The following is a 23335-nucleotide window of genomic DNA, read 5'->3' on the forward strand; positions in this document are numbered from 1 at the left end:
ACGCCCTGTTTACGCAGGGAATGCCGCCATCGTGCTGATGGCGGCATTCCCTGCGCGATTCCGGGTGCGTTCTGCCCCCGTAGCGGGTTAGCGTTTGAGGTTGGTGAGTTCCTGGAGCACTTCGTCCGAGGTGGTGATGATACGGGCATTCGCCTGGAACCCGCGCTGGGCGACGATGAGGTTGGTGAACTCCTGCGACAGGTCGACATTCGACATTTCGAGGGCGCCGGCCGTGAGCGAACCGAGACCGCCGGCGGTCGGGATCCCGAGGTCGGGCAGGCCCGAGTTGAACGTGGCGCGGTAGCCTGACGCGCCGGACTTTTCGAGGCCGCCGGGGTTGATGAAGCTGGCGAGAGCGATTCGACCGATGGACTGCGTGCCGCCGTTGCTGAACAAGCCGACGAGCGAGCCGTCCTTTCCGAGACGGAAGGATTCGAGGGAACCGGCCGCCTGGCCGTTCTGGGTATTCACGGCCACCGAGGTGAGGTCGGCGTAGCCGGTGAGGGTCGACATATCAAAGCTCACCCCATCGGCAACGATCACTGCGGTCGTGGGTGCCTGCAGTACTCCATCGGTGAAATCAAGCCTCACATCAGTAGCACCGTCCGAAGAGACATCCCAATCTTCACTGGGATCAGCAGCAACTTTTGTGAATGTTAGCGCAATAGTTCGGGACGCACCGGCAGCATCAAACACTTCGATGTCACGAATAATCTGGGTGCCACTCGCAGCATCAGAGGGGAGGTTGCCACCCATCGAGGCCGTGCTCGTTGCTGAAGCCGCGATGACCTGCTGGAACGGAAGCGTGATGCTTCCCGTTGCGCCACCCTCCGTGATCACACCGTCGACGGCGTTCCAGCCCTGAACCAGTGCGCCGTCAGGTGCTACGAGGCGACCCTGGGCGTCGAAGTCGAAAGCACCGGCACGGCTGTACAGCGTCTCGTTACCGAGCTGGGTCACGAAGAAACCTTCACCCGAGATCATGATGTCGGTGGCGCGTCCGGTGAGCTGAGCTGAACCCTGGGAGAAGTTGGTCGAGATTCCCGCGACCTGCACACCGAGGCCGACCTGGGCGGGGTTGGTTCCACCGACTTGGGCCTGCGGGGCGCCGGCACCCTGGTTGAGCTGCGACAGTGTGTCCTGAAACTGCACTGCCGAGCTCTTGAACGCGGCGGTGTTGACGTTCGCGATGTTGTTGCCCGTGACGTCGAGCATGGTCTGGTGGGCGCGAAGTCCGGAAATTCCGGAGTACAGGGAACGAAGCACGGGGTGCCGCCTTTCAGTCGTTGGAACAGAAGTGAAGTGGTGGTGCGAAATTCAAGGGGCTGTAGCTGGTCGTGCGGGGACTCAGGCCGCGTCGGTCGCTGGCACAGAGGTGACGCCGGAGATGGTGTCGAGGGCAACGGTCTTGTCGCCAACCGTCACCTGCGGAACCGGACCGGCGTAGGACACGGCGGTGGCCGTTCCGGTCATCTCGGTGCCGTCAGAAGCGGTGTAGGCCACTTGCTGTCCGATCAGGGCGGCAGCGGCGATCCGCATCTGCAGGGAGAAGTTCTCTTGGTTGGTTGCCGTCATCTCCGTAATCTTTTCCATCATCGCCAACTGGGTGGTCTGAGCGAGCATCTCGTTGGTGTCCATCGGCGAGCTCGGGTCCTGGTTCTGCAGCTGCGTGACGAGCAGCGACATGAACACCTCCGAGTCCATGCTCTGGCTGGGAGTGCGAGTGGTCTCGGTCGTGAGGTCGATCGGGGTGTAGGCCGAGTTGCCCACAATGGAGGTGATGGTCATGAGGGCTCCTTAAGCCAGTACGTCGATGGTTGATGTCGGTCCGAATAGGGCGGACGGCAGGGTGCGAATGGAGGAGGTACGCGGGGCATCCGTTTCTGATCCGCCTGGGCGGCGCTCGCCCGGCCGGTCATCTCCAGAATCGCGATCGGTGTGTTCCGGTTCGTTCTCTGAAGAGAGGTCGAGTTGGGCGTTCGCTCCGAAACCGGAAACGTCGCGACGCAGATCGGGCAAGAGCGCGCGCAGGGCTTCCCGAGACTGCTCGGTCGGCGCGAAGAGCTCGAGTCGCATTCCGTCGGGTGTGATGTGGGCCCGCACGGTGAGTGGCCCCAAATTCTCGGGCGTGACCTTCACCACCATGGTGTGCTCCCCCGGTGCCACGCCCACGAGGGTGAACAGCGCCCGAGTGACCTGCGCGGCCAAAGCCGGCGGCTGGGGAGCGGTTGCTGCAACCGGTGCGACCGCGGTCGCGGCTGACAGGGAGGCGGGTGCAGGCATGACAACCGCGACGTTCGCCGCAGGTGCCGTCGACGGCGCCGTAACGGCGTCGCCGCCGATCAACGGAACAGCGGTGGTCACCGCTGCACCGGTAGCTGTCGCGAGCACGGGCGGCACTGTTGCCGACGCGGTCGACGTGTCGCGTGCTGGTGCTGGAGCGACGGGAGCGTCAGGGTTGACGGCCAGCGCCGGCGCCGAGCCAGCGAGTAGCGCAGCGGTAGCAGTAGCAGTAGCAGTAGCAGTAGCAGTAGCAGTAGCAGTAGCAGTAGCAGTAGCAGTAGCAGTAGCAGTAGCAGTAGCAGTCGATGCCGGGGTCGGCGCTGCAGCGCCAAATGCCTTGTCGGTCTGGTCACCACCACGAGTGGTGGCCATCGGCACCGCAGCACGAACGGCAGGCGCGGTTGCGGCCAACGTTGCCACGACGATTCCTCCTGCCGTCGTCTGGGTCGCGTCGGCGCCTCCAACGGTCGTCAGAACGGATGCCCCACTCGCATCGGCACGAGTATCCGTGGGCGCGACGGCAGCGCGCTCCGACATCTCCGCCACGTCGAGCGTCTGGAGCGACGTGGACGACGCTACCGGCGGGATCAGTGCCGAGTTCTTTGCGTCCACCTCATCCGCCACGGGCACCGGGAAACCGGCCTGTACGGATGCCGGCTCAGGCTCGGCAATACGCGCCGCCAGTGAGTTCGTCGGTGCCTCAGTGACCGGCGCGGCCTCTCCGGTGCTGTCGGACGGTTCGTTCTCAGCAGACACAAATCGTGCGCGGTCGGCCGACGACTCTCCCCCCCGTTCCCCCGCTTGTACATGTGCAGCTGCTGCTGCCGTCTCCGACGCCGCCGAGCGCTGGCCCCGCATCGAATCGGATACCGCAGCGCGCGCGGTCTGCGCATCGCTCGTCAAACGCTCCCGAACAGCCACCGCGTTCCGGGTGGCCAAGGCCTGCTGCTGGTGAACGTCACGACGTGACGCCTGGGCGGTCTCCACGGCATCGCGCATCGCCGTTCCGAATATCTCGCCCGCGCCCGTTTTCGACTCGTTCCGACCGACGGTACCGGGCGCCGTCGACGATCCCGCAGGCACGGCCGACGGGCGGAGCAGTCCGAGCTGGTTGTTCATCATGCTCCATTCCGGGCGAGCGCTGCCAGCGCGGACGTGACGATATCTGTGCTGGCGCCCGTCGAGGAAGCGGCAACCGCGGTCGCCTCAGCGGGTATGACCCGGCGGATTGTGGTGATCTGGGCATCCGTCATGTACGCGTCGACGAGCGACACAGAGCGGCCGGGATACGGCGCGTGAATGACCTTGTTATCGCCGGCATAGATGAGAATGTGGTCGCCACCGCCGGTGACGATGAGGTCGCCCGGTCGGGCCTCGGCCAGGGATGCGACCTCGGTGCCGATCGTCATCTGCCCGGAGACAAGTCGTGGAACCTCGATTCCGAGGTCTGCGAAAACCTTCTGCACGAGTCCCGAACAGTCCATTCCCGAAGCGTCTTCACCGCCGAACACGTAGGGCACTCCGAGGTACTTCTGGGCGGCCGCGGCCACGTCACTTCCGACCACAGCGGAGGGATTTGCGACGGTTGAACCCGCCGTCGCACCCGACGGCGCCATCGCGTCAGAGAGGCTCGAGGCGAACGTCGTGGCCGAGGCGCTTGTCGCCGGTGCAGCGGCCTGGGCGCGCACATTCTGTCCCTGTGTTAGCTGCAAGAGACGGGCCTGGATTTGATCGATTCGCCCCATAGCGTCAACCATGCTCATGCGTCTCTCCCTTCGGTCTCGGATTCGGTTCGGTCTCGGTGCCAACGCGTTGCCGAGATCTCGTCGAGCACGGCCTGCTCATCGCGCAGGTCTTCAGCACGCACGGCCTCAGTGTGGCGAACCTCGAGCTTTTCCAAGGCAATGGACGCGGCCCGGGCGGTGGCGAATGCGGCCTGTGCACTCGCCAATGCGGTCGCATGGGTGCGGCCCAGGGCATCAAGGTCGGCGAGCATGCTGCGCGACGATGCTCGCGCGGCCGCAAGAGCGTTGAGACCCATGACGTTGGTGGGGTTGCCGAGGGAGCCGTGCAACTGCTCGCGCGTGCGGGCGCGCCGGTCCTCCAGCAGGCGAGATCGGTGGTGGGCTTCGGCGAGCTCGCCCGCAGCGCGGTCTTGCTCCAGATGGCGCAGGCGTAGCAGTCCGGCCAGGGGAAAAAGTCGTTGCATCAACGCATCCCCAGGCTTCCGGTGAGCTGCCCGAGTCGGTCCCAGGCGATAGCCGCCGGCGTTTGGTCATCCATTCGCTGTTGCAGAAACGCGTTGATGGCGCTCTCGTGCAAGACAGCAGCGTCGACGAGCGGGTTGGTGCCGGGCTGATAGGCACCGACGTCGAGCAGGTCCTGGGCGTTGCTCCGTGCCGCCAGAACCTGACGCAGCTGCGCGGCCAGCTGCGTTCGCTCGCTCGGGTTCACCTTGGACGCCACTCGAGAGATCGACGCCAACACGTCGATCGCCGGAAAATGACCGGCCACGGCGAGTTTGCGGTCGAGCACGACGTGTCCGTCGAGAATTGACCGAGCAGCGTCGGCGATGGGCTCGTTGTGGTCGTCGCCGTCGACGAGCACCGAATAGATTCCCGTGATCGAACCGGTCTCGGCCGTTCCCGCCCGCTCGAGGAGTCGCGCCAGCACGGAGAACGTCGATGGTGGATAGCCGCGCGTGGCGGGTGGCTCGCCGACGGAAAGACCGATTTCACGTTGGGCCATGGCAACCCGGGTGATGGAATCCATCATGAGCATGACGTGGGCACCCTGGTCACGGAAGGACTCAGCTATACGTGTTGCTGTGAACGCTGCACGCAACCGCATCATGGCCGGTTCGTCGGAGGTGGAGACAACCACAATCGACCGGGCGAGGCCCTCAGCGCCGAGGTCGTCTTCGAGAAACTCGCGTACTTCACGGCCACGCTCGCCGACCAGGGCGATCACCGACACTTCGGCCTCGGTGCCGCGCGCAATCATCGACAGTAGTGAGGACTTTCCCACTCCGGAACCCGCGAAGAGACCCAGACGTTGTCCACGACCCACCGTTGTGAGGGTATCGAGCGCGCGCACTCCAAGGTGCAACGGGGTGTCGATGCGAGCGCGGTGCATAACCGAGGGACTGCGATTGTCGAAACCCACCCGCGGCCCACTCACGAGCGGTCCCCTGCCGTCGATCGGCCGGCCGAGACCATCCAGTACCCGACCAAAGAGTCCCGTACCGGTCGGAATGCGCTGCGGGTTGCCGGCCGACCGTGCGGCGGAGCCGACGGTGAGACCGGTGGTGATTCCCAGCGGCATGCAGCGGATACCCTCCCGCGTGATCGCAACCACTTCAGCATCAACCCGGGTGTCGTCGCCAAGCACGACAAAGTCGCCGATGGCGGCACGGATGCCGCGAACCTCGACACCGAGCCCGACCAAGGTCGATACCACTCCCAGGCGTTCCGGGCGAGCAACAATCGACGACGTCCCGACGCGCATCCGTGGTTCCCAACCCTCTCCGCGATCCAAAGTGACGGCGGAGCGTTTCGCAAGCGTAGTGGCGGTCATCACGGCAACCCGGCGAGGAGCACGGACTTCACCCGAGCGAAAGCGGTGCCGATTCGGGCGTCGAGAATGCCGTCGGGAAACTCGGCGATCGCATCGCCGCGCGCCAGGGCCGAGTCGGCGATGAAGGTGACGCCCGTTGCCAGACGGTCCTTCGGTTCGATGTCGGCGAGGTCGGCGGGGTGCATTCGCACGGTGTGCAGGTCGGCGTATTCGATGTTCTCGAGGTCGTTGAGCACTCGATCGAGTGCCTGACGAGCGCCGTCGAAACCGGTCGAAGCGAGCTCGGTCGCCAGCACGGCCTCCGCGAGATCGACGGCGGCAACGATGAGCATGCTCTCGGCCTCGGACAGGATCGGAAACACGGTGGCCGAGACAGCTCGGCTCGCTACGGCCAGTGCCGCGACCCGGGTGGCCAACTGCTCGTCGATGTCCGCCAACGCGGCTCGTTGTTCGGCCCGCGCGAATTCCGCCTGCGCGGCGACTTCCACGGCTGCGGCGCGCAGTCCTTCCGTGTACCCCGCTGCATGCCCGCGGGCATGATCGAGCGCTGCCTGGTCGACGTCGGTCTTGGCCGACAGCTCGGGGAAGGACAGGCTCGAGAAGGAACCGTTAGTTCTCAAAGATCTCTTCCTCCCCGCGTTGCACGGTGATGAGGCCCTGCGCCTCAAGACTGCGGATGGAGCGCACGATCTCGGCACGGGCATCGTCGATCTGACGCATGCGAATCGTGCCGGGACGGCTGGCTTCGTCATCGAGGATGCTGCGGTTGCGCTCCGAGAGGTTGGCGCGGATGACCTCGACGACGGCTTCGGGTGCACCCTTCATGGCGATCGAGAGCATCTTGGTATCGATACCACGCAGTACCTTCTGCACATCTCTGCTGTCGAGCTTGATGATGTCGACGAAGGTGAGCATGTGGGAGCGCACTTCGACGGCAAGTTCGGGGTCGCGCAGGTCGAGGGCTTCGAGCAGAGCACGTTCCGTGGCGACATCGGTACGGTTGATAATCTCGACCAGCGGCTGTACGCCACCGGCAACCTCGAGGGCTTCACGGGAGCCGACGAAGGAACCGGCTCGGAGCTTGAGGATATCGGTGACGATCCGCACGGCCTCCGGTGCCGCGCTGCCCATGCTTGCGATGCTCAGGGCGACCTCGGTGCGCAGCGCCGGTTCCATGCCGCTAAAGACTGCGGAGGCCTGTTCGCGCCGCAGGTGTGCGAGCACGAGCGCGATGGTCTGCGGCATCTCACCGTCAAGCAGCGACAGCACTTGGCTTGGATCGGCAGCATCGAGAAATTCGAAGGCCTTACCGGCCATCGAGGTGGCTACCCGGGTCATCACGCCGGCGGCACGCTCGGCACCGAACGACGCCTCCAGCAAGCCGACCGCGAAGTCGTGTCCGCCGCGGGCGAGTTGCCCGCCGGTGACGGTGATGCCGTGGAATTCGTTGATGGTAGAAGCAGCGACCATGCTATCGACGCGGCTCAGCTGCACGATCTCCGCCGCAACCGCCTCGGCTTCCTCGTCGGAGAACTGCTTCATGACCGACGTCGCTCGGGTGCGCTCCATGTTCAGCAGCACGACGGCGACTTTTTGACTGCCGGTGAGTTGCGCGGTAGCAGCCACGGCGACGGCGGGCATCACAACAGTCTCATCGGTCGCGGCGTCGATTACTGTGCCGGTCATGCCATCTCCCGATCGTCCATGAGGGTTCGCAGGTATTCGGCGGTCTTCTGCGGGTCACGCAGGGCGAGCGCGTCAATGTCGGCGCGCTGCTGGTCGGTGATCGACGGTTCGCGCACGATGGGAACCACCACCGGGGCCAGTTCCAGCGGGGCATCGATGCCTTCCAGGCTGAGTGCCACGGTCGGCGCCCCGAGGGCGCCCCGTTCGCCGGCGAGGTCGCCGATGTCGAGGCTTTCGCGGCTCATCCGCTTGGAACGTCGTGCGTAGATCACGAGACCGGCGACAATGGCCAGCAGAATCGACACAGCAATGATGCCCACGGTCACCATCTGGACCAGTCGGGCTGACGCCTCGGCTGCGGTCCCCGCGGCAATGGCCGCGGCGGCAGCGTCGGCCGCGGTCGTGTCGAAGGCGATCGCCTCGACCGTGACGGCGTCGCCGCGGATCACGTCGATACCGGCCGCCGTCGAAACAAGGGCAGTGAGGTCGGCGAGGTTGACGTTGGCGGCCGCGTCGGCATTGATCGCCACCGACACCGTCTGGCGGGTGACGGCACCGGCGGGAATGGTCCGCGATTCGGTGACCTTGTTGATGGCGTTGTCGCGCACGGTTGACTCCGACGCAAAGGTGCCGTCACCGGTTGCACCGTCAGGCACGGCGATATTGTCCGGCCCGAGAACGCCGGCGGCGCCTCCCCCGGTACCGGCATACGTTTCGGTGTCGACCGTCTCGGTGAGCGCCGGTGCATCCTCGGGGGTCGTGAAGACTTCCTCAACGCGCGAGGCCGACTCCGTACTCATGTCGGCCGTCACGACGACGGTCGCGTTACCGGCCCCGACAACCCGGTTCAGCATGGTCTGCACGGCCCCGCTCACACGGGTTTCGTAGTCAGAGGCCTGCTGCCCGGCCGTACCGGTGGCTCCGACGCCCACGGCCGACAACACGGTTCCGGCAGCGTCGACGACGGCTACGTCCGACGACTTCATGCCGTCGATCGACGCACTGGTGAGGTGAACAATGGCCTGCACCTGGCTGCTGCTGAGGGTCACACCGCTCTTGGTCTGCACAAAGACGGATGCCGTCGGGTCGTTGGTCTCCGAGACGAACACGCTGGCCTCAGGAATCGCCAGACGCACCGAGGCGGTCTGTACGCCGTCGAGGGAGCTGATGGTGCGGGCCAGCTCGCCCTCGATGGCGCGCTTATAGGTGACCGACTGTTGGAATTCCGACGAGGTCACACCCATCGTGTCGAGGAGGGAGTATCCCCCGGTGCTGTCCGACGGGAGGCCAGCAGCAGCGCTCTTGAGCCGCTGGTCGTAGACGTCAGCCTCGGGCACCAGAATGGTCGCTCCGCCGTCGCTGAGTTCATAGGGCACGCCGTCAGTACTCAGTTGTTCGACGATGGTGCTCGCGTCTGCACCGCTCAGTCCGGAGAACAGAGGCGTGTAGTTGGGCTTGACCGCCCACATCGCTAATGCTGCAATTCCCAGCACGAGAACAGCAATGCCGATGATGGCAACCGTGCGCTGGGCGACGGTGAATTCGCGGACAGCGCGCCCGAAACGGCCGAAGGCGGCGGAGATCGGAGCGGGCATCAGGCCTGCATCCGCATAATCTCAGTGAAGGCGTCGACGCCCTTGTTGCGGAGGGCCGAGACCAGTTCGAGAGTCACCTGGGCCCGCGAACTGGCAATGGTGGCGTTGTGAATGTCGTTGAGGTCGCCCGTGACGGCCGAGATGGCGAGCGTGTTGGAGGTCGATTGCAGCTGCTGCAGCCCCTCCATGGCCCCACCGAGAGTGCTGGCAAAATCTGAGCCATCGGTCGACTGCGTGTTCTGCGCGCTGGTGACGGAGGGCAGATACCCGGTGCCGGTAGTCGCGGTGACCATGTTGACGGCGCTGAGCGGCATTAGGAACGACCAATCTGAAGAGCTGATTCATACATTGTCTTGGCGCGGTCGACCACGGCCGCATTCGCTTGGTAGCCCCGCTGGGCCATGATGAGCATGCCCATCTGTTCCCCGAGATCTACGTCGGGGTAGCGCACGTAACCGGCCTCATTGGCGAGCGGATGGTCGGGCTGGAAGACCACGCGCCCCTCTGCATCGCCGTACACCGTGCCCGCCACATAGGCCCCCTCGCTGTTCTGGCCCTGCTGGGCGAGAATGTACCGCGCTTGAAAGGCGTCGCCGTCCATGGCAGATACGTTGTTCGCGTTGGCCATGTTGTCGGAAACCGCGTCGAGCCATTTGCGGTGCAGGGTGAGGCCCGAGCCCGCGATTCCGATCGCGTCGAACGTCATCAGTTGGTCTTGATCGCTGTTCGCAGGGAGGTGAATGGGCCTTCCACGGCCCGGGCGGCAAATTGATAGCGCAGAACGGTATCGACGTTACTGAGCGTCTCGGTATCGAGGTTCACGTTGTTGCCGTTGAGGCGGGTGGGCTCGAGCGAGCGCTCGGTCGTTGGCGCGACTCGACCACTGCCATCTTCCACTGAGCGGGCCAAGGCACTCTCAAAGGTCACACGCTGGGCATGGTAGTCCGGCGTGTTCACATTGGCGATATTGCTGGCGATAGCACGCTGCCGCATGGCCAAGCCGTCAAGCGCACTAGCCATGGCTGAGGATGTCACGGATTCAAGCACGGAGACTCACTTCGTCGTCAAAAAATCGGCGGCCTGTCCGTGGCCTGCATGTTCGAGCGTTCCATGCTCGAAAAAACCTATCGGCCGACTACGACACTGCGTTAGGAGTTCTCCGAGAAAAGACGAAACAAATCTTCGCCTGGTTCAGTCGAGACCGCCACACACTAAGCGAATCAGTGCCGGCCGAGTCAGCTAGTCACATCCACGTAGATGGACTGCCCGGTTCCCTGTTGCACCGTGCGGACCGCAGCGAGGTGCAGGGCGATCGCCGATCGGGCCTGGCGAATCTCGCCGATCAGCTTCTGTTGGTTGATGAGCACGTCGCGGGCACGTTCGACCAACTCGGCAGGAATCTGACCTAATTCGGCCGACGGCAGCTTCCATTCGGCTGACGGTGCCGGAGCGGCCAATTCTTCAGCGGCCGCGGCGGTCACCGTAGCAAGCCGACCGAGCGTTGCCGTGCGGGAGGCCCGATCAAGGCCAGACTCCATCTGCTCGAGCACCAGCAACCAGTTGCGGTGTTCCGGCGAATCGACCAGGCTGATCTCTACGATGGCTTCCACGTCGTTGACCACGGTTGGCGCTTTTGGCTGCTGGTGCGCTGCCGCGTGGTTAGCCAATTCCGAGGTCCCCGCCGGGAACGACGGTGCGCGATGGCGCGTCGGCGAGCAGATCGGCGGCCTCATGCCAGGTCTGGCGCAGCGGTTCGAGCAGGGCGATGCTCTCTCGGGTGCGGCGCACGTCGCGCAGAGTGTTGGCACCCATCAGTGCATTGGAGACGTAGGTGTATAAGGCGAACAGGCCAGCTCCCCCATTCCATGCCTCAACCTTGAGGGTAGAGGCCAGCTCAGAGACAATGGCCTGGGCGTGAATGAGGTTGTTCGACGCCGTCGCCCAATCCTCGGCGAGCTGCGCTGACTCCGCCCGATTGAGGTCGAGCAGCAGTCGGTCATAGAGCATGGTGAGCAGGCGCGCCGGGCTGGCCGAGAGCACGGCGTCGCGGGTATACCGGGCGCGTTGACTGCGCGCAGCATCTGACAGCCCTGGAGTAGGCACGGGGCGCGCACCGAATGACAGTTGAGCCACCGATCGCGGCACGACGGGCAACGGCGTTGGCTGGGCCGGGCGTGGAACGGGCGTCACCATGCGAAACGGGTTGCGCTGAAAGAGGGGATGCGACACGGTTTAGGTCACTTGCCCGAGTTGTAGGTGGGTAGTGAGGCGATCTGCGCTGTGAGCCAGTCTTGCTGCGAGTTGAGGGCGCTCAGCTGCACTTCAAGAGCGGAGTACGTGCGCTCCAGGCCCGAGCGACGCGAGGCGAGTCGCAGGTCCCAGTTCTCGATCTGGCTGCCGAGGTCTTTGACCATGGATTCCTGGCCGGTGATGCGCGAGGTGATCTGGCCGTCGTACTTGTCCGAAGCGGACTTGGCAGCCGCTTCAACCCTGCTGGCGATCTCGGTGAGCGTTGCCTGTACGGCCTCGGGGTCGGCGACCAAGGCGGCCGAGAACTTCGCCGAGTCGAACTCCATGGTGCCATTGCGGGTGATGCTGATGCCGATCTCCGACGGAGACCTGCCGTTCACGGGCATCGAAGCGGCCAGGAGTAGGCGCTGGCCGACGTCGCGCACGCTGCTGTCGCCGGTGAAGACGCCGCCCGAGACAATGGGATTGCCACCGCTGTCGGTGCTGTTGACCACAGCACTCTTGGTGGAAATGTTGGCAAACACCGTGTTGAGCGAGCTCACCAAGGTCTCGGCGATCTTGCTGGCCCCCGAGGTATTGCGGGCTACGGTGAGGGAGATCGGGCCGGTCGACGCCCCGCTCACGGTGACGGAGACACCGGGAAGCAGGTTCTCGAAATTATTTGTCGATGATGTGATGGTCTGCGCGGCCGATGTACCGGCCCAGAGCGTCACCGCTGCGTCTTCTGCGGTGCGAGTGGTGGTGAGACCGGTCATTGCAGGGTCTGTCGTGGCAGCCGTGCCATTGGTCGGCTGTGTAATGGTGAATGCGCTGGCGGCGCCCGTGCTCGTCGCCGTGAACTGAAGACGATACTGCGGCACGCCGTCGACGGTACCGGCCGACACCTTGACGGCCTTGACTCCGGCGTCAGCCGAGTTGACCGCCGCGACGACGTCGTCGAGGTTGCCCGAGTTCGCACCGATGAAGGTCGACCCGCCCGAGGCGCTCGTGATGGTGAAGTTGGCCCCCGGCCAGGCGGGCATGGCGTCAGAGACCGAGACCTGACTCTGCGCCGTGCGGTCGACGACGATGTCGATCTGGCTGGCGCTCGCGCCCGTGGCTACGGTAGCGGTGAGTTTGCTGGAGCTGCTGCTGGCGGAGAAGAGATCGAGCGAATCGCTCTTGGCGGCTGTGGCTGCGGTTGTGGCGAGGCTCGCAACGGCGGAGTTCAGCCCCTGCAGGGCAGTGATGAAGGTCTGCGACTCGGAGACCTTGCTCTTGAGCAACGACTGAGGAACGGCCTCGAGCTGCATGAGCGAGTTAATGAGGGACGTGGTGTCCAGACCGCTGACAAGGCCGTCGATGGCGAGCGACATGCTGGCTCCTTTTGAGCTACGAAAGGCAAAGCGTGCGGCCCTGGTCGAGCCCGTTCGAGGTGGTGAGACCCGGTGGTGCCGCGAGAATCGTCGCGGCACCACCGTGTTGTTCGCACAGAAAAGCGTGTGCGGTTCAGCTCAGAGTGAGCCTGGCTGGTTACTGCAGGAGCTGCAGCACGCCCTGGTTGGACTGGTTCGCCTGCGCGAGCATGGCGGTACCGGCCTGCGCCAGAATGTTGTTGCGGGTGAAGTTGACCATTTCGGAGGCCATGTCGGTGTCGCGAATTCGCGAACCGGCAGCGGTGAGGTTCTCCTTCGAGACAGCCAGGTTCTTGATGACGCTCTCGAACCGGTTCTGGTACGCACCGAGCTCGGCACGAGCCGTGGACACGGCCGTGATCTGAGCGTCGATCGCCGAGATGGATGCCTGAGCGTTCGCTGCGGTGTCGAAGCCCAGCAGAATCGGAGTCTTCGATTCAACGCCCCCAGTTTGAGCCGTTCCGCTTATCGTGGCTGGGGTTTGGGTTCTTGCTTCCACGTCTTCAGCGGTTCGTAAGCTGATGGCAATGTTCCGTGTGTTGGTCGGATCATTTTCGGTGGTCGCTATGTCTCGAGCTGTGACTACCAGCGATGTCGAGGTAACGGTTCCGGCAGCATCGCGCACTTCGCTGTAGTCTGCCGTATAAGAACCAGCGAAGTCTGCGTCCGCATTGAGCGCTGCAGCGAGCTCCTCCTTGTTTGTGATGTCGGTGTCGATCCCGACGGATATTGTGGTATTGCCGGTCGTGAAGAGCAGTTCGGCCGCTCCGACGTGAACTGCCTCCGTTGGTGTTGTTTTCGCGGCAACAGCAAATGTGGCGTCAGCCAGAATCGCAGTTGTGTTAAAGTCTAGCCGGGTTGTGGACAGGGTTTTGCCGAGAGCCGTACCGAACTTGAGCGCGTCTGACACCAGTCCGATGTCGCTGGAGGCGAGGCTAACCCCGATCTGGCTGGCCGAATTTCCGTCGGCGCCGACCTGGAAGTTCAAAATGCTGGTCGGGTTTGCCGTGGTGGCACCGTCCAACAGCTTGGTGCCGTTGAAGTTCGTCGAGTCCTTGATGCGCACGAGCTCTGCGTTCAGGGCAACGACCTCGGTGGTGATCGCGTCACGCGACTGCGCGCTGTTCGAGTCGTTACCGGCCTGAACGGCAAGGTCACGCATGCGCTGCAGAATGGAAGTGACCTCGTTCAGCGAGCCTTCTGCGGTCTGCAGAACGCTGATGCCGTCTTGCGCGTTGCGGGCGGCGACGGTGAGGCCACCGACCTGCGACTTGAGGCCTTCCGAGATGGCCAGGCCGGCCGCGTCATCGGCAGCGCGGTTGATGCGCAGGCCGCTGGAGAGCTTTTCGAGCGACTTGGACAGGTCGTTCTGGGTGTTGCTGAGGTTGCGGTACGCGTTGTTGGCGACCAGGTTGGTGTTGACTTGCATGCCCATGATGAATCCTCCGTGATTGGGTGTCGATACGCGAGCCCATCCATGGGCCTGCATTGGTAGCTATCGACCCTCGCGGGGCATCCGTTAGCAGCCTGCAGAAACTCGCGGAGAAATTCTGATAGAGGCCGGCTACGAGGCGACGCTTTTGTATTCGAGTTCGCGGGCATCCGCTGCCCGGGCGATATCACCATTCGCCGTCGCGGCAAGCCGAGCGAGGTAGGCAGCCCGTCGCGCCGGCGCAATGCGGGACTGCGGCACGTGTACGGCCTCGGCATCGTCGGCATAGTGGGTGCCCAGCCCGTCGCGCAGCAGTCGAATGCCCTCGGCGCGCGTCTGGGATACGGCGGAGTGGGTGGTGCCGAGGTCGGCGGCGATGTCTTTGACCGAACGGTCTTCGAAGTAGACCTGTTCGATCACTCGGCGCATGCTGTCGGGCAGGGCCGCAACGGATGCCCGCAGGTAGACGGACTGCTCTTCGGCCAGCAACGCCTCCTCGGGCAGCATAATGTCGGCCACGATGAGATCGATAGTTGTCTCGTCAAGGGTGGAGACGGTGCGGGCGGCATCGGTGAGGCCGGCCACGGCGGTGTCCCGATCCACTCCGAGGGCGGAGGCGATCTCGTCGATGCTGGGCTTGCGGCCGAGAGCGGCCGAGAGTGCCTCTTGCACGCTCAGTGTTTCTTTAATGCGGCGACGGGCGGAGCGGCTGGCCCAGTCGCTCGAGCGCATCTCATCGGCGAAGGCACCGATGATGCGTCGGCGGGCGAAAGCGCCGAAGGGGATGCCAAGGGCCGGGTTGAAGGAATCCGCCGATGTGATCAAGGCGACGGACCCGGCCGAGGCGAGGTCGTCCCGGGATAGGTGCCGGGCTTTAGCCCAGATCTCAGAGACCAAGTAGCCGACCAGGGGCAGGTTCTCGACCACCAGGCGGTTCCGCTCGTTGCGATTGAGACGCGGGGCGGGCGGTTGGACGCGCGCGTCGCCTGCGGTACTCATATGCCGATCCCCCGGGTGTTCAGAATTCGCCTGCGCTCTCGCCGGTGATACACGAGGTGACAGCGTCGTCTGGTAGCGCACAGGTCCCCCTGTAGTTAGGGGTGAGTTCGAGCGAATCGACCTGTCACTCTGTAATCTATCAGGACATTACCCCCAATAGACATAGTGACTACCCCCCAAAGTGGTATATGGGTGTCCTCTCTTTTGCGGACAGACCGGGCGTTTGTACGCGGCATATGTCTGAGTTCTTTCTAACAATCTGCCGGGTGCAGCCGATAGTGATCTTCAACTCAGGGAATCAGATTGCGTTCCTGAACGAGTAGTAGAGATGTGTGGAGGAATGAATGGGCGCGAACGAGCTGTCCGCGATGTTGTGGCGCGAGCGGGAATTGCTCGAGCTTTTGATCTTCAAGCTCGAAGAGGAACACCTGCTGCTGGAGAGCGGAAAGTCCAGGTGGCTGCAACACGCCACCCGGGAGGTAGAGCAAGTGCTCAACCTGGTGCGCGAGGCTACCCTGAGCCGTTCAGTACAGGTTGCCGCGGTCGCCAACGAATGGCGCACCGACGCTGAGGCCACCCTTCGCGAACTCGTGCTGCACGCTCCGGCTGGCCCGTGGGGCGAGATTCTCAACGCGCACCTGAAGGCGATGTCCACCCTGACTGCGCAGATCAAAGAGTTGCGCGACGTGAACGAAAATTTTCTTCGGGTGGCCGCCCGGTCGGCCCAGGAATCGGTCGTGTCGTCGACAGCTGAGACGAAGACCTACAACGCCCAGGGTGCCACCGGCACCACCGGCAACAGGGCGACCATGATGGACCAGAACCTGTGAGGCACAGCGCGTGAGTACATTCAGTGGTCTGAACACCGCTTATTCCGGTCTGGTAGCCGCTCGCGCCGGGCTCGACGTGGTTGGGCAGAATATCGCCAATGCGAACACCGATGGCTATACCCGACAGCGCTTATCCACGAACTCGACAAGCGCCCTTGCCCAGACCGGCGTTCTGGCCAATAACGCCTTCTCGCCGGGCGCGGGAGTCACGGTTACCGGAATCGTTCGCCTCGCGAGTGCTCAACTCGATGCCCACGTACGAGCCGCAGCCAACTCGGCCGGGTACACCGCCGTTCGGGCGAATGCGCTCAGCGTGGTCGAGGGCTCGTTTCGCGAACCCGGCGACGATGGCATCTCAGCGCAGCTGCAGGATTTCTGGGATGCCTGGGCAGACCTCAGCAACAGCGCAGACCAGGCTTCCCCTGCCGCGCTGCTGTTGGTTGGGGCGGGAGCACTCACCAATCAGATCGCTGCCGGGTACCGCGCTGTCGAGGCAGAGTGGAACAGCGTGCGCGGCGAACTCGACACCATGGCCGCCGAGCTGAACAGCTCAGCCGAGCAGATCGACGTGCTGAACGCGAAGATTCTGGCTGTGCTCACGGGTGGCGGTAATGCCAACGAATTGCTTGACGAACGCACCCAGCTCACCACGACTATGTCAGCGCTTACCGGAGCCACCGTGCGCGACCAAGGTAATGGCACCGTCAGCGTCTTTATCGGCGGCAACGCAATCGTCTCAGAATTCGGCGCGAAGACCGTCACCGTGACCGGCACCATGAAGCTGGCTGGCCTCGGCGTGGCTGGCGGTGCTGTAGGTCTCGCCTGGGGGTCTGGATCTTCAACACCGGTCGGCCTCGATGGCGGCGAGATGGCGGGCGCACTGTCGCTGTTGACGGCCGCCAACACCGACGGGACCGGCGGAATGCTCGCCGAAGCTGCAGCGTCGTACAACAATTTTGCGGCTGACCTGGCCACGCAGGTCAACGCTGCCTATTCCCCCGACGATGCGGACCCGTTCTTTGAGTTCACCGCCGAGTCGGCCGCGCTCTCGCTCCGCGTGATACCCACGAGCACCTCTGACGTGCGAGCCGGTACCGGTGCCGGCGGAGCCTTTGACGGATCCGTGGCCGATGCGGTTGCCCAGATCGGCACCCAAAGTGATTCTCCCGACTCCAATTGGCTCACTTTCGTCAACGGCTTCGTGGTCAACACGCGGTCTGAGCTTCAGGCGGCCTCACTGGCCAGCCTCGCCCAGGATTCAGCCGTGGGTCGGCAGCTGGCAAACTCCACGGTCGATCTCGACGAAGAGAACGTGAGCTTGCTCATGTACCAGCACGCCTACCAGGGTGCGGCTCGTATGCTCACCGCCATCGACGAAATGCTTGACACCCTGATCAACCGCACCGGACTGGTGGGAAGGTAACCCATGATTGAACGCGTCACGACCCAGACCCAGATGCGCGCAGCGCAGCGCAACCTGCAGGAGAACATGACCCAGCTGGCGCGAACGCAGGAGGCGGCATCCACTCTCAACGCCATTCGGCGACCGTCGGATGACCCGACCGGCACAGCGACGGCCATGCAGGTACGGTCGGACCTGCGCGCCAACGGTCAGTACCAGCGCAACACCGCCAACGCGGATGCCTGGCTCACCACGCTGGAATCCAGCTTCTCGGCCACGACCTCGCTCATGAACCGCGTGCGTGATCTGACCGTGCAGGGCGCCAACGACGGATCGATGTCGGCGACCGCCAAGGAAGCCATCGCGGTCGAACTCGTGGGCCTGCGCGACGAACTGCTCAACGTAGCCAACACCAGCTACCTCGGGCGCACGGTGTTCGCCGGCAACTCCGACGCCGGCGTCGCCTACAGCGTCGCACTCTCCGATCCTGCCGATTTTTCCAGTCCGCAAGTGTACACCTTCACCGGGGACGCCACGACGACGGTGGAACGCCGAACGAGCGCCAACAGCACCATTCGCGTGGATGCCGACGGAAGTGCGGTCTTCGGAACCGGCGACGACTCTGTGTTCAGCCTCATCGACTCGATCGTGACGAAGCTGCGTACCGACGAATCGGTCAGCTCCTCTCTGACCGACATCGACGAGCGCATGGGGAGCATTCTCACCCAGCACACGGCCGCCGGTGCCAGACAGACCCTGGTCGACCGTGCCCGGCTCTCGCTTTCCGAGAGTGCCGCCACGCTCGAGGGCCAGCGCTCCGACGTGGAAGACCTCGATCTGGGCCAGGCAATTCTCGACCTGCAGTTGCAGGAAGTCACCTACCAGGCGGCTCTGGCCGTCACCGCCCGCGTACTCCAACCAACCCTGATGGACTTTCTTCGATGAGTATTACCCTGACCTTTGTCACTCCCCCGCCCGGTTTCGACCCGCTCACCGAATTCACACTCTTCGAGGTGGAGGGCGTCGACGGGCTGTACTCGATGCAGTCGGTCGACGGCACGACCGCGCGGCTCTACGCCCTCAGTGCGGCGCTCTACCTGCCGCACTACTCGCCCGTGATCACCGACGCCCAGGTGGAGTCGCTCGAACTGGTCAGCTCCGATGACGCCATGGTGCTCGTGATTGCCAACCCCGGCGAGACCGAGACCACCGTGAACCTGATGGCGCCGATCGTCATCAACGCCACCACCGGGCTCTCGGCCCAATTCATTCTGGAAGACCAGGACTGGCCGCTGCAGGTTCCGCTCTCCGCTCTCGCGGGGTAGCTGCCAATTCCCGATGGCTCGTAGCTCTCCGCTCTGGCGGAGAGCTACTTTGCTGTCGCGAGGTACTCAGCGAGTCAGCGCGACTCGGCCTCGATCAGGGCGGCCTCGAACGCTACCCACGGCAGCATCGCGCACTTGACCCGGGCTGGATAACGCGAGACTCCCCCGAACGCGGCCGCATCGCCGAGAATCTCTTCGTCGGGTTCGATCTTGCCGCGCGAGCGCAGCATCTCGCGAAAGTTGTCGAGCAGAGCGCGGGACTCGGTCACACTGAGGCCGCGCAGTGTGTCCGTCAGAATCGAAGCGGATGCCTGCGAGATCGAGCAGCCCTCCCCGGCCCAGACCAGGTCGGCCACGGTGGCACTCGCAGCTGTTTCCGCGCCACCGGCCGAGTCAGCGCCATCCGTTTCAGCAGAAGCACCCGCGCCGAGCGACACGCGCAGCGTCACCTCGTCGCCGCAGGTTGTGTTGATCTGGTGTGATTCGGCCACGCGCAGGCCGCTCGCCGCGCCGAGCGCTACGGCGTCGGACAGCGGCGTGAGGTCGACGGCTCCGTTCCTGGCCTTGGAGTGCTCCAGAATGATCGTCTGGTAGAGCTGCTGCAGGTCGCTCATCGGCGCACTCCCGTGCTGACCCCGAAGAAGGGCGCGACCTCAGCGAGGGTAGCCAGAAACAGGTCGACCTCATCAGTGGTGTTGTAGAGGTAGGTGCTCGCCCGGGTCGAGGCGGTCACGCCGAGTCGACGGTGCAGCGGCTGGGCACAGTGGTGGCCGACCCGCACGGCGATGCCGGCGTCGTCGAGAAACTGGCCGACGTCGTGCGCGTGCACGCCGGCGACATCCACGGCGGCCAGTCCGAGCCGTTCCACGCCGAGCCCGGGGCCGAGCAGGCGCACTCCGGGAATTTCGGCCAGCCCCGCCACGAGGCGCTGACCGAGCTGCGCCTCCCACGCTGCGACCCGATCCATGCCGGTCTCCCGCAGGTAGTCAACGGCCGCGGCCAACGCGATCGCCTGCGAGATGCGCTGAGTGCCGGCCTCAAAACGCTGCGGCGGCGCCAAGAACTCGGCGGTTTGCATGTTCACGGTGGTGATCATCGACCCACCGGTGAGGAACGGCGGCATATCGGCGAGCAGGTCGGTCTTGCCATAGAGCACCCCAATGCCCGTGGGGCCGAGCATCTTGTGACCCGAGAACATTGCGAAGTCCACGTCGAGCGCCGCAACGTCGACCGGCAGGTGCGGCACGGTCTGGCAGGCGTCGAGCACGACGAGGGCGCCGACTTTGCGGGCGAGGGCGACGAGTTCGGCGACCGGGTTCAGGGTTCCGGTGACGTTCGAGCCGTGCGTGAAGGCGAGGAGCCTCGTGTGGGGGCCGACAATGTTCGCTGCGGCCAGCAGGTCGAGGGTGCCGTCGTCGAGTACGGGGATGAAGCGCAGGGTGGCGCCGGTGCGCAGCGCGAGTTGCTGCCAGGGAATGAGGTTGGCGTGGTGTTCCATCTCAGTGACCACGATCTCGTCGCCGGCGCCGAGGCTGAAGCGGCGGGCGGCCGGGCCGCCGAGGCCGAGCGAGGCGTTGGAGAAGCTGTAGGCCAGAAGGTTGATGGCTTCGGTGGCGTTGGAGGTCCAGACGATTTCGTCGGTTTGGGCGCCGACGAACGCAGCGACTTTCTCGCGGGCGGCTTCGAACCCCTCGGTCGCTTCGACGGCGAGCGTGTGGGCGCCGCGGTGCACGGCGGCGTTACGCTGCTCGTAGTACTCCTGCTCGGCTTCCATCACGCTGATCGGGTTCTGCGAGGTTGCCCCGGAGTCGAGATAGGTGAGCGGATGCCCGTTCACCGTCTGATGCAGCACCGGAAAGTCGTTGCGAATGCGTTCAACGTCAATGTTGGTCAGTGGGGCCAACTCGGGGTGCTGGGAACCAGCTACGGGAGTTCCGGGTGGTGTAACGGCGGACGATGGTGCAAAAGACGTCATGCATCAAGGATATTACCTCTCCCCGAACCCGGGCACCGCGCGGGCACATCTGCACGGGAAGTCTGCGTGTGCGGTGGAAAACTCCGCGGCGGCGTGTGAGGCTTAAGGGGTGACCAAGACTGCCGAACACACGGAGCTACGCGAGCACGTGTTACTCGACCGACCGTGGGTGACGCTGGTCTGGGACGACCCGGTCAATCTCATGTCGTACGTCGCCTACGTTTTTCGTAGCTACTTCGGGGTCACCCCGAAGCAGGCCGAACGTCTCATGCTGCAGGTCCACAACACCGGTCGGGCCGTCGTGGCCACCGGCAATCGCGAATCGATGGAACGCCACGTCGAAGCCATGCACGGCTACGGACTCTGGGCGACCCTGGCTAAGGCTGACGAATGAGCGGCCTGAAGCGGTTCACCCCGCACGTCTCCGGTATCCTGCACGCACGATTCGAGGCGATCGAGGTTGATCTGCTGCGCCTGGCCACCAGCCAACTGGTCGATATGCTCGATGCCGGAGCCGCCGACCCCGTGCTCGCCCGCAGCGACGGTGTCTTCGGCCGTCTGCTGCCCGACGCTTACCGTGACGACGATGAGGCTGCGGCAGAATTTCGTCGATTCACAGCGCCCGGCCTGCTCGAACGCAAAGAGCACAACGCCCAGATTGTGTTGGACACCCTCGGAACGGAACGGGACGAAACCGAAACGGACGACGAGGAACACCAACCGGTCACCATCAGCCTCGACCCCAATGCCGTGCAGGCCTGGCTGCGCAGCCTCACCGACCTACGGCTGACGCTCGCCGACCGGTTGCAGGTCTCCGCCGACGGAGTCGTCCACCTCGAGGGTGAAGACGCACCGTTTTTGCGCGAACTTTATGACTGGCTCGGCATGCTGCAGGAAGAACTCGTCTACGCGATCGACGTGTGACCTCGGCGACGAGCTGACCCATCGGCGTTCTCGGCCAACAGATCTCGGGCAGCGATACCGATCACGGCGCTGTAGGTAGGGTAAGCGAAGCGCACTTTGGCCAGCGTGGCCACGTCGATTCCAGCGGCCATCGCCGTGGTGACCGACTGAATAACCTCCACGGCGTTCTCACCGACCGCGTGAGCACCCAGAATGAGCTCACGCCGACGATCGGTGATGAGTTTGAGAAATCCACGTTGGCGATCGTCGATCACAGCACGATCCAGCCGCGAGAACGGTACCACCGCCACCACACACAGCTCGTCGCGACGCCGGGCCTCCACCTCGGACAGGCCAACGCCAGCGTAATCGGGATCCGTGAACCCGCCCGCCGGAAGCAAATGGTGCGCGGTTCGCCGGTTGGCATCCAAAACGGCGTTCTCGGCTGCTGCCTCTCCCTCGGACTGTGCAGCTTGCACCAGCATGTCCCGGCCGTTGGCATCGCCGACGGCGAAGATGTGCGGCACCGAGCTGCGAAAATACGCATCGACAGGGATAGAAGATCGGCTCGTAACGACGCCGGCTGCTTCCAGACCCAGGTCGTCGACATCCGCTGGCCAGCCGGTTGCCATAATCACGGCGTCGAAGCTGCCTGACACGTCGTGCCCGTGCTCGCGCCAGGTCAGCGTGATCGAGCCGTCCGCGGCACGATCGAGCCCGGCGACACCGTCAATGCCGAGGTGGACGGCGACCCCCTGTTCGACGAAGGCCTCCGCGACGGCCTGCGAGACGGACTCATCGGAGGTGGCGAGTACCCGGTCGGCCACGTCGAGCAGCGTCACGGTTGAACCGAAAGAATTGAACACGGTGACCAGTTGAGCGCCGGTGTTGCCGCCGCCGATAACCGCCAGCCGATCGGGAACTCGAGGCAGGTCGAGCACGTGTTCGGGCACTACCGCCAGTTCAGCTCCCGGCACCGGAAGACGGCGAGAATGACCTCCCACGCACACCACGACAGTGTCGGCCGAAATTGTGCGCCCGGTGTCGAGCTTGAGCGTGAAGGCATCTACAAAGCGAGCGCGCCCCTCCAGGATGAGATGAACGCCGGCATCGGCAAATCGGGTGGCCTCACCCTTCATGGAACGAACCCGGTCCACGGTTTCCCGTACTCGGGCGACCGTGGCGGGCCAGTCGATGGGGCGTTCAGTCACGGAGATGCCATAAGCGTCGGCCGTTCGGATCTCTCGCATGAGTCTTGCGGTTTTGGCGAGAACGCGAGTCGGCACGCATCCGGTGTTCACACACGTGCCCCCCAGGCGATCAGCCTCACAGATGGCGACGGATGCTCCAAGCTCGGCGGCGCGCAGTGCTGCAGCGGCTCCGGCCGGGCCGGCACCGATCACGACGACGTCGAAATGATCGCGTCCGAGCACGCGTGAATCGGGAGCCGGGTTGGCGGCTGACTTCGTGTGCGCGAAGATTGGGGTCGTAGTCATCTCGGTCTCCCCCCGTCGAAAGGTGCCTAAATCCTGACAGTGTCGGCTGGGAATCAACCGGTGCCGACACCCTGTTTCTACACGAAATCTCATCATCATGGTGGGTTCAGTTTGGTGGGCAGAGTGTGCGGTAGCCTACTTTGTGAACCCGCTATTACCGTGTGCTCAAGGCCGCACGCACGGCTCGAC

The 23335-nt window shown here is 64.3% G+C and carries 25 protein-coding genes and 2 pseudogenes; 6 read left to right on the forward strand and 21 right to left on the reverse strand.

Annotated elements, in window-relative coordinates; all coding sequences use genetic code 11:
- Window positions 1–87: 87 nt before the first annotated feature.
- From E3O45_RS09370 to E3O45_RS09450, 18 genes and pseudogenes are all read right to left on the reverse strand, one after another.
- Entirely contained in the window at window positions 88–1266 is a 1179-nt protein-coding gene (locus E3O45_RS09370; RefSeq protein WP_134443147.1) for a flagellar hook protein FlgE, read from the reverse strand.
- 81 nt (window positions 1267–1347) lie between these two features.
- Complete coding sequence (locus tag E3O45_RS09375; RefSeq protein WP_134443148.1) at window positions 1348–1788, reverse strand: flagellar hook assembly protein FlgD; 441 nt, start codon at window positions 1786–1788, stop codon at window positions 1348–1350.
- A 9-nt stretch (window positions 1789–1797) separates the two neighbouring features.
- Window positions 1798–3405 carry a flagellar hook-length control protein FliK gene (locus tag E3O45_RS09380; RefSeq protein ID WP_134443149.1) on the reverse strand — a complete coding sequence of 536 codons (1608 nt, stop codon included), beginning with the start codon at window positions 3403–3405 and terminating at the stop codon, window positions 1798–1800.
- The gene (locus tag E3O45_RS09385; protein WP_134443150.1) at window positions 3402–4046 is read right to left on the reverse strand and encodes a C40 family peptidase; all 645 of its coding nucleotides are present in this window, start codon (window positions 4044–4046) and stop codon (window positions 3402–3404) included. The genes E3O45_RS09380 and E3O45_RS09385 overlap by 4 nt, the downstream gene beginning before the upstream one ends.
- Window positions 4043–4492: a flagellar FliJ family protein gene (locus E3O45_RS09390; protein WP_134443151.1), complete on the reverse strand. Its 450-nt coding sequence runs from the start codon at window positions 4490–4492 to the stop codon at window positions 4043–4045. The genes E3O45_RS09385 and E3O45_RS09390 overlap by 4 nt, the downstream gene beginning before the upstream one ends.
- On the reverse strand, window positions 4492–5790 hold the full coding sequence (locus tag E3O45_RS09395; RefSeq protein WP_134443152.1) for a FliI/YscN family ATPase: 1299 nt from the start codon (window positions 5788–5790) through the stop codon (window positions 4492–4494). Before E3O45_RS09395 ends, E3O45_RS09390 begins: the two co-directional genes overlap by 1 nt.
- A gap of 68 nt (window positions 5791–5858) precedes the next feature.
- Window positions 5859–6479: a FliH/SctL family protein gene (locus E3O45_RS09400; protein ID WP_166789448.1), complete on the reverse strand. Its 621-nt coding sequence runs from the start codon at window positions 6477–6479 to the stop codon at window positions 5859–5861.
- Complete coding sequence (fliG, locus tag E3O45_RS09405) at window positions 6469–7500, reverse strand: flagellar motor switch protein FliG (RefSeq protein WP_134443203.1); 1032 nt, start codon at window positions 7498–7500, stop codon at window positions 6469–6471. The genes E3O45_RS09400 and fliG overlap by 11 nt, the downstream gene beginning before the upstream one ends.
- 41 nt (window positions 7501–7541) lie before the next feature.
- Complete coding sequence (gene fliF / locus E3O45_RS09410) at window positions 7542–9140, reverse strand: flagellar basal-body MS-ring/collar protein FliF (protein WP_134443154.1); 1599 nt, start codon at window positions 9138–9140, stop codon at window positions 7542–7544.
- Window positions 9140–9454: a flagellar hook-basal body complex protein FliE gene (gene fliE, locus E3O45_RS09415; RefSeq protein ID WP_134443155.1), complete on the reverse strand. Its 315-nt coding sequence runs from the start codon at window positions 9452–9454 to the stop codon at window positions 9140–9142. The genes fliF and fliE overlap by 1 nt, the downstream gene beginning before the upstream one ends.
- Window positions 9454–9846 (reverse strand): flagellar basal body rod protein FlgC, encoded by a 393-nt coding sequence (locus E3O45_RS09420; RefSeq protein ID WP_134443156.1) that lies wholly within the window; start codon window positions 9844–9846, stop codon window positions 9454–9456. Before E3O45_RS09420 ends, fliE begins: the two co-directional genes overlap by 1 nt.
- Window positions 9846–10187, reverse strand: coding sequence for a flagellar basal body protein (locus E3O45_RS09425; protein WP_134443157.1), 342 nt, complete (start codon window positions 10185–10187; stop codon window positions 9846–9848). The genes E3O45_RS09420 and E3O45_RS09425 overlap by 1 nt, the downstream gene beginning before the upstream one ends.
- Window positions 10188–10375: 188 nt before the next feature.
- On the reverse strand, window positions 10376–10762 hold the full coding sequence (locus E3O45_RS09430) for a hypothetical protein (protein WP_134443158.1): 387 nt from the start codon (window positions 10760–10762) through the stop codon (window positions 10376–10378).
- A 37-nt stretch (window positions 10763–10799) separates the two neighbouring features.
- The gene (gene fliS, locus E3O45_RS09435; protein ID WP_370450353.1) at window positions 10800–11369 is read right to left on the reverse strand and encodes a flagellar export chaperone FliS; all 570 of its coding nucleotides are present in this window, start codon (window positions 11367–11369) and stop codon (window positions 10800–10802) included.
- 8 nt (window positions 11370–11377) lie between these two features.
- Window positions 11378–12745 (reverse strand): flagellar filament capping protein FliD, encoded by a 1368-nt coding sequence (gene fliD, locus E3O45_RS09440; protein ID WP_134443159.1) that lies wholly within the window; start codon window positions 12743–12745, stop codon window positions 11378–11380.
- 157 nt (window positions 12746–12902) lie between these two features.
- Window positions 12903–13166, reverse strand: a pseudogene (locus E3O45_RS18015) (flagellin); the annotation flags it as partial.
- 639 nt (window positions 13167–13805) lie between these two features.
- Window positions 13806–14273: pseudogene (locus E3O45_RS18020) on the reverse strand (hypothetical protein); the annotation flags it as partial.
- 75 nt (window positions 14274–14348) lie between these two features.
- Window positions 14349–15215 (reverse strand): sigma-70 family RNA polymerase sigma factor, encoded by an 867-nt coding sequence (locus E3O45_RS09450; protein ID WP_134443161.1) that lies wholly within the window; start codon window positions 15213–15215, stop codon window positions 14349–14351.
- A gap of 344 nt (window positions 15216–15559) precedes the next feature.
- On the opposite strand from E3O45_RS09450, the gene flgN reads away from it, so the two are divergent.
- The 4 genes from flgN to E3O45_RS09470 are packed head-to-tail and all read left to right on the forward strand — an operon-like array spanning window position 15560 to window position 18772.
- The gene (gene flgN, locus E3O45_RS09455) at window positions 15560–16045 is read left to right on the forward strand and encodes a flagellar export chaperone FlgN (protein WP_134443162.1); all 486 of its coding nucleotides are present in this window, start codon (window positions 15560–15562) and stop codon (window positions 16043–16045) included.
- Window positions 16046–16055: 10 nt separating this feature from the next.
- On the forward strand, window positions 16056–17468 hold the full coding sequence (flgK, locus tag E3O45_RS09460) for a flagellar hook-associated protein FlgK (RefSeq protein ID WP_134443163.1): 1413 nt from the start codon (window positions 16056–16058) through the stop codon (window positions 17466–17468).
- Between the two features lie 3 nt (window positions 17469–17471).
- Window positions 17472–18392 (forward strand): flagellar hook-associated protein 3, encoded by a 921-nt coding sequence (locus E3O45_RS09465; RefSeq protein WP_134443164.1) that lies wholly within the window; start codon window positions 17472–17474, stop codon window positions 18390–18392.
- Window positions 18389–18772 carry a flagellar assembly protein FliW gene (locus tag E3O45_RS09470; protein ID WP_134443165.1) on the forward strand — a complete coding sequence of 128 codons (384 nt, stop codon included), beginning with the start codon at window positions 18389–18391 and terminating at the stop codon, window positions 18770–18772. The genes E3O45_RS09465 and E3O45_RS09470 overlap by 4 nt, the downstream gene beginning before the upstream one ends.
- 74 nt (window positions 18773–18846) lie before the next feature.
- On the opposite strand, the gene sufU is transcribed toward E3O45_RS09470, so the two are convergent.
- Entirely contained in the window at window positions 18847–19386 is a 540-nt protein-coding gene (gene sufU, locus E3O45_RS09475) for a Fe-S cluster assembly sulfur transfer protein SufU (RefSeq protein WP_134443166.1), read from the reverse strand.
- Window positions 19383–20747, reverse strand: a complete 1365-nt coding sequence (locus tag E3O45_RS09480; RefSeq protein WP_134443167.1) for an aminotransferase class V-fold PLP-dependent enzyme — start codon at window positions 20745–20747, stop codon at window positions 19383–19385. Before E3O45_RS09480 ends, sufU begins: the two co-directional genes overlap by 4 nt.
- Window positions 20748–20856: 109 nt before the next feature.
- On the opposite strand from E3O45_RS09480, the gene clpS reads away from it, so the two are divergent.
- Together clpS and E3O45_RS09490 are read left to right on the forward strand one after the other, a co-directional pair.
- Window positions 20857–21141, forward strand: a complete 285-nt coding sequence (gene clpS / locus E3O45_RS09485; protein WP_134443168.1) for an ATP-dependent Clp protease adapter ClpS — start codon at window positions 20857–20859, stop codon at window positions 21139–21141.
- Complete coding sequence (locus E3O45_RS09490; RefSeq protein ID WP_134443169.1) at window positions 21138–21671, forward strand: DUF2017 family protein; 534 nt, start codon at window positions 21138–21140, stop codon at window positions 21669–21671. The genes clpS and E3O45_RS09490 overlap by 4 nt, the downstream gene beginning before the upstream one ends.
- Here E3O45_RS09490 and E3O45_RS09495 read toward each other — a convergent pair.
- Window positions 21653–23146 carry an NAD(P)/FAD-dependent oxidoreductase gene (locus tag E3O45_RS09495; RefSeq protein ID WP_134443170.1) on the reverse strand — a complete coding sequence of 498 codons (1494 nt, stop codon included), beginning with the start codon at window positions 23144–23146 and terminating at the stop codon, window positions 21653–21655. The genes E3O45_RS09490 and E3O45_RS09495 overlap by 19 nt on opposite strands.
- Window positions 23147–23335: the final 189 nt, after the last annotated feature.

The organism is Cryobacterium sp. TMS1-20-1 (assembly GCF_004402355.1).
Lineage (GTDB): Bacteria > Actinomycetota > Actinomycetes > Actinomycetales > Microbacteriaceae > Cryobacterium > Cryobacterium levicorallinum.

Coding starts and splice junctions, on each gene's coding strand:
- E3O45_RS09375 (WP_134443148.1), bottom strand. CDS start 1,788: ATGACCATCACCTCCATTGTGGGCAACTCGGCCTACACCCCGATCGAC.
- E3O45_RS09380 (WP_134443149.1), bottom strand. CDS start 3,405: ATGATGAACAACCAGCTCGGACTGCTCCGCCCGTCGGCCGTGCCTGCG.
- E3O45_RS09385 (WP_134443150.1), bottom strand. CDS start 4,046: ATGAGCATGGTTGACGCTATGGGGCGAATCGATCAAATCCAGGCCCGT.
- E3O45_RS09390 (WP_134443151.1), bottom strand. CDS start 4,492: ATGCAACGACTTTTTCCCCTGGCCGGACTGCTACGCCTGCGCCATCTG.
- E3O45_RS09395 (WP_134443152.1), bottom strand. CDS start 5,790: ATGCGCGTCGGGACGTCGTCGATTGTTGCTCGCCCGGAACGCCTGGGA.
- fliG (WP_134443203.1), bottom strand. CDS start 7,500: ATGCCCGCCGTCGCCGTGGCTGCTACCGCGCAACTCACCGGCAGTCAA.
- fliF (WP_134443154.1), bottom strand. CDS start 9,140: ATGCCCGCTCCGATCTCCGCCGCCTTCGGCCGTTTCGGGCGCGCTGTC.
- fliE (WP_134443155.1), bottom strand. CDS start 9,454: ATGCCGCTCAGCGCCGTCAACATGGTCACCGCGACTACCGGCACCGGG.
- E3O45_RS09420 (WP_134443156.1), bottom strand. CDS start 9,846: ATGACGTTCGACGCGATCGGAATCGCGGGCTCGGGCCTCACCCTGCAC.
- fliD (WP_134443159.1), bottom strand. CDS start 12,745: ATGTCGCTCGCCATCGACGGCCTTGTCAGCGGTCTGGACACCACGTCC.
- E3O45_RS09450 (WP_134443161.1), bottom strand. CDS start 15,215: ATGAGTACCGCAGGCGACGCGCGCGTCCAACCGCCCGCCCCGCGTCTC.
- flgN (WP_134443162.1), top strand. CDS start 15,560: ATGGGCGCGAACGAGCTGTCCGCGATGTTGTGGCGCGAGCGGGAATTG.
- E3O45_RS09465 (WP_134443164.1), top strand. CDS start 17,472: ATGATTGAACGCGTCACGACCCAGACCCAGATGCGCGCAGCGCAGCGC.
- E3O45_RS09470 (WP_134443165.1), top strand. CDS start 18,389: ATGAGTATTACCCTGACCTTTGTCACTCCCCCGCCCGGTTTCGACCCG.
- sufU (WP_134443166.1), bottom strand. CDS start 19,386: ATGAGCGACCTGCAGCAGCTCTACCAGACGATCATTCTGGAGCACTCC.
- E3O45_RS09480 (WP_134443167.1), bottom strand. CDS start 20,747: ATGACGTCTTTTGCACCATCGTCCGCCGTTACACCACCCGGAACTCCC.
- E3O45_RS09490 (WP_134443169.1), top strand. CDS start 21,138: ATGAGCGGCCTGAAGCGGTTCACCCCGCACGTCTCCGGTATCCTGCAC.
- E3O45_RS09495 (WP_134443170.1), bottom strand. CDS start 23,146: ATGACTACGACCCCAATCTTCGCGCACACGAAGTCAGCCGCCAACCCG.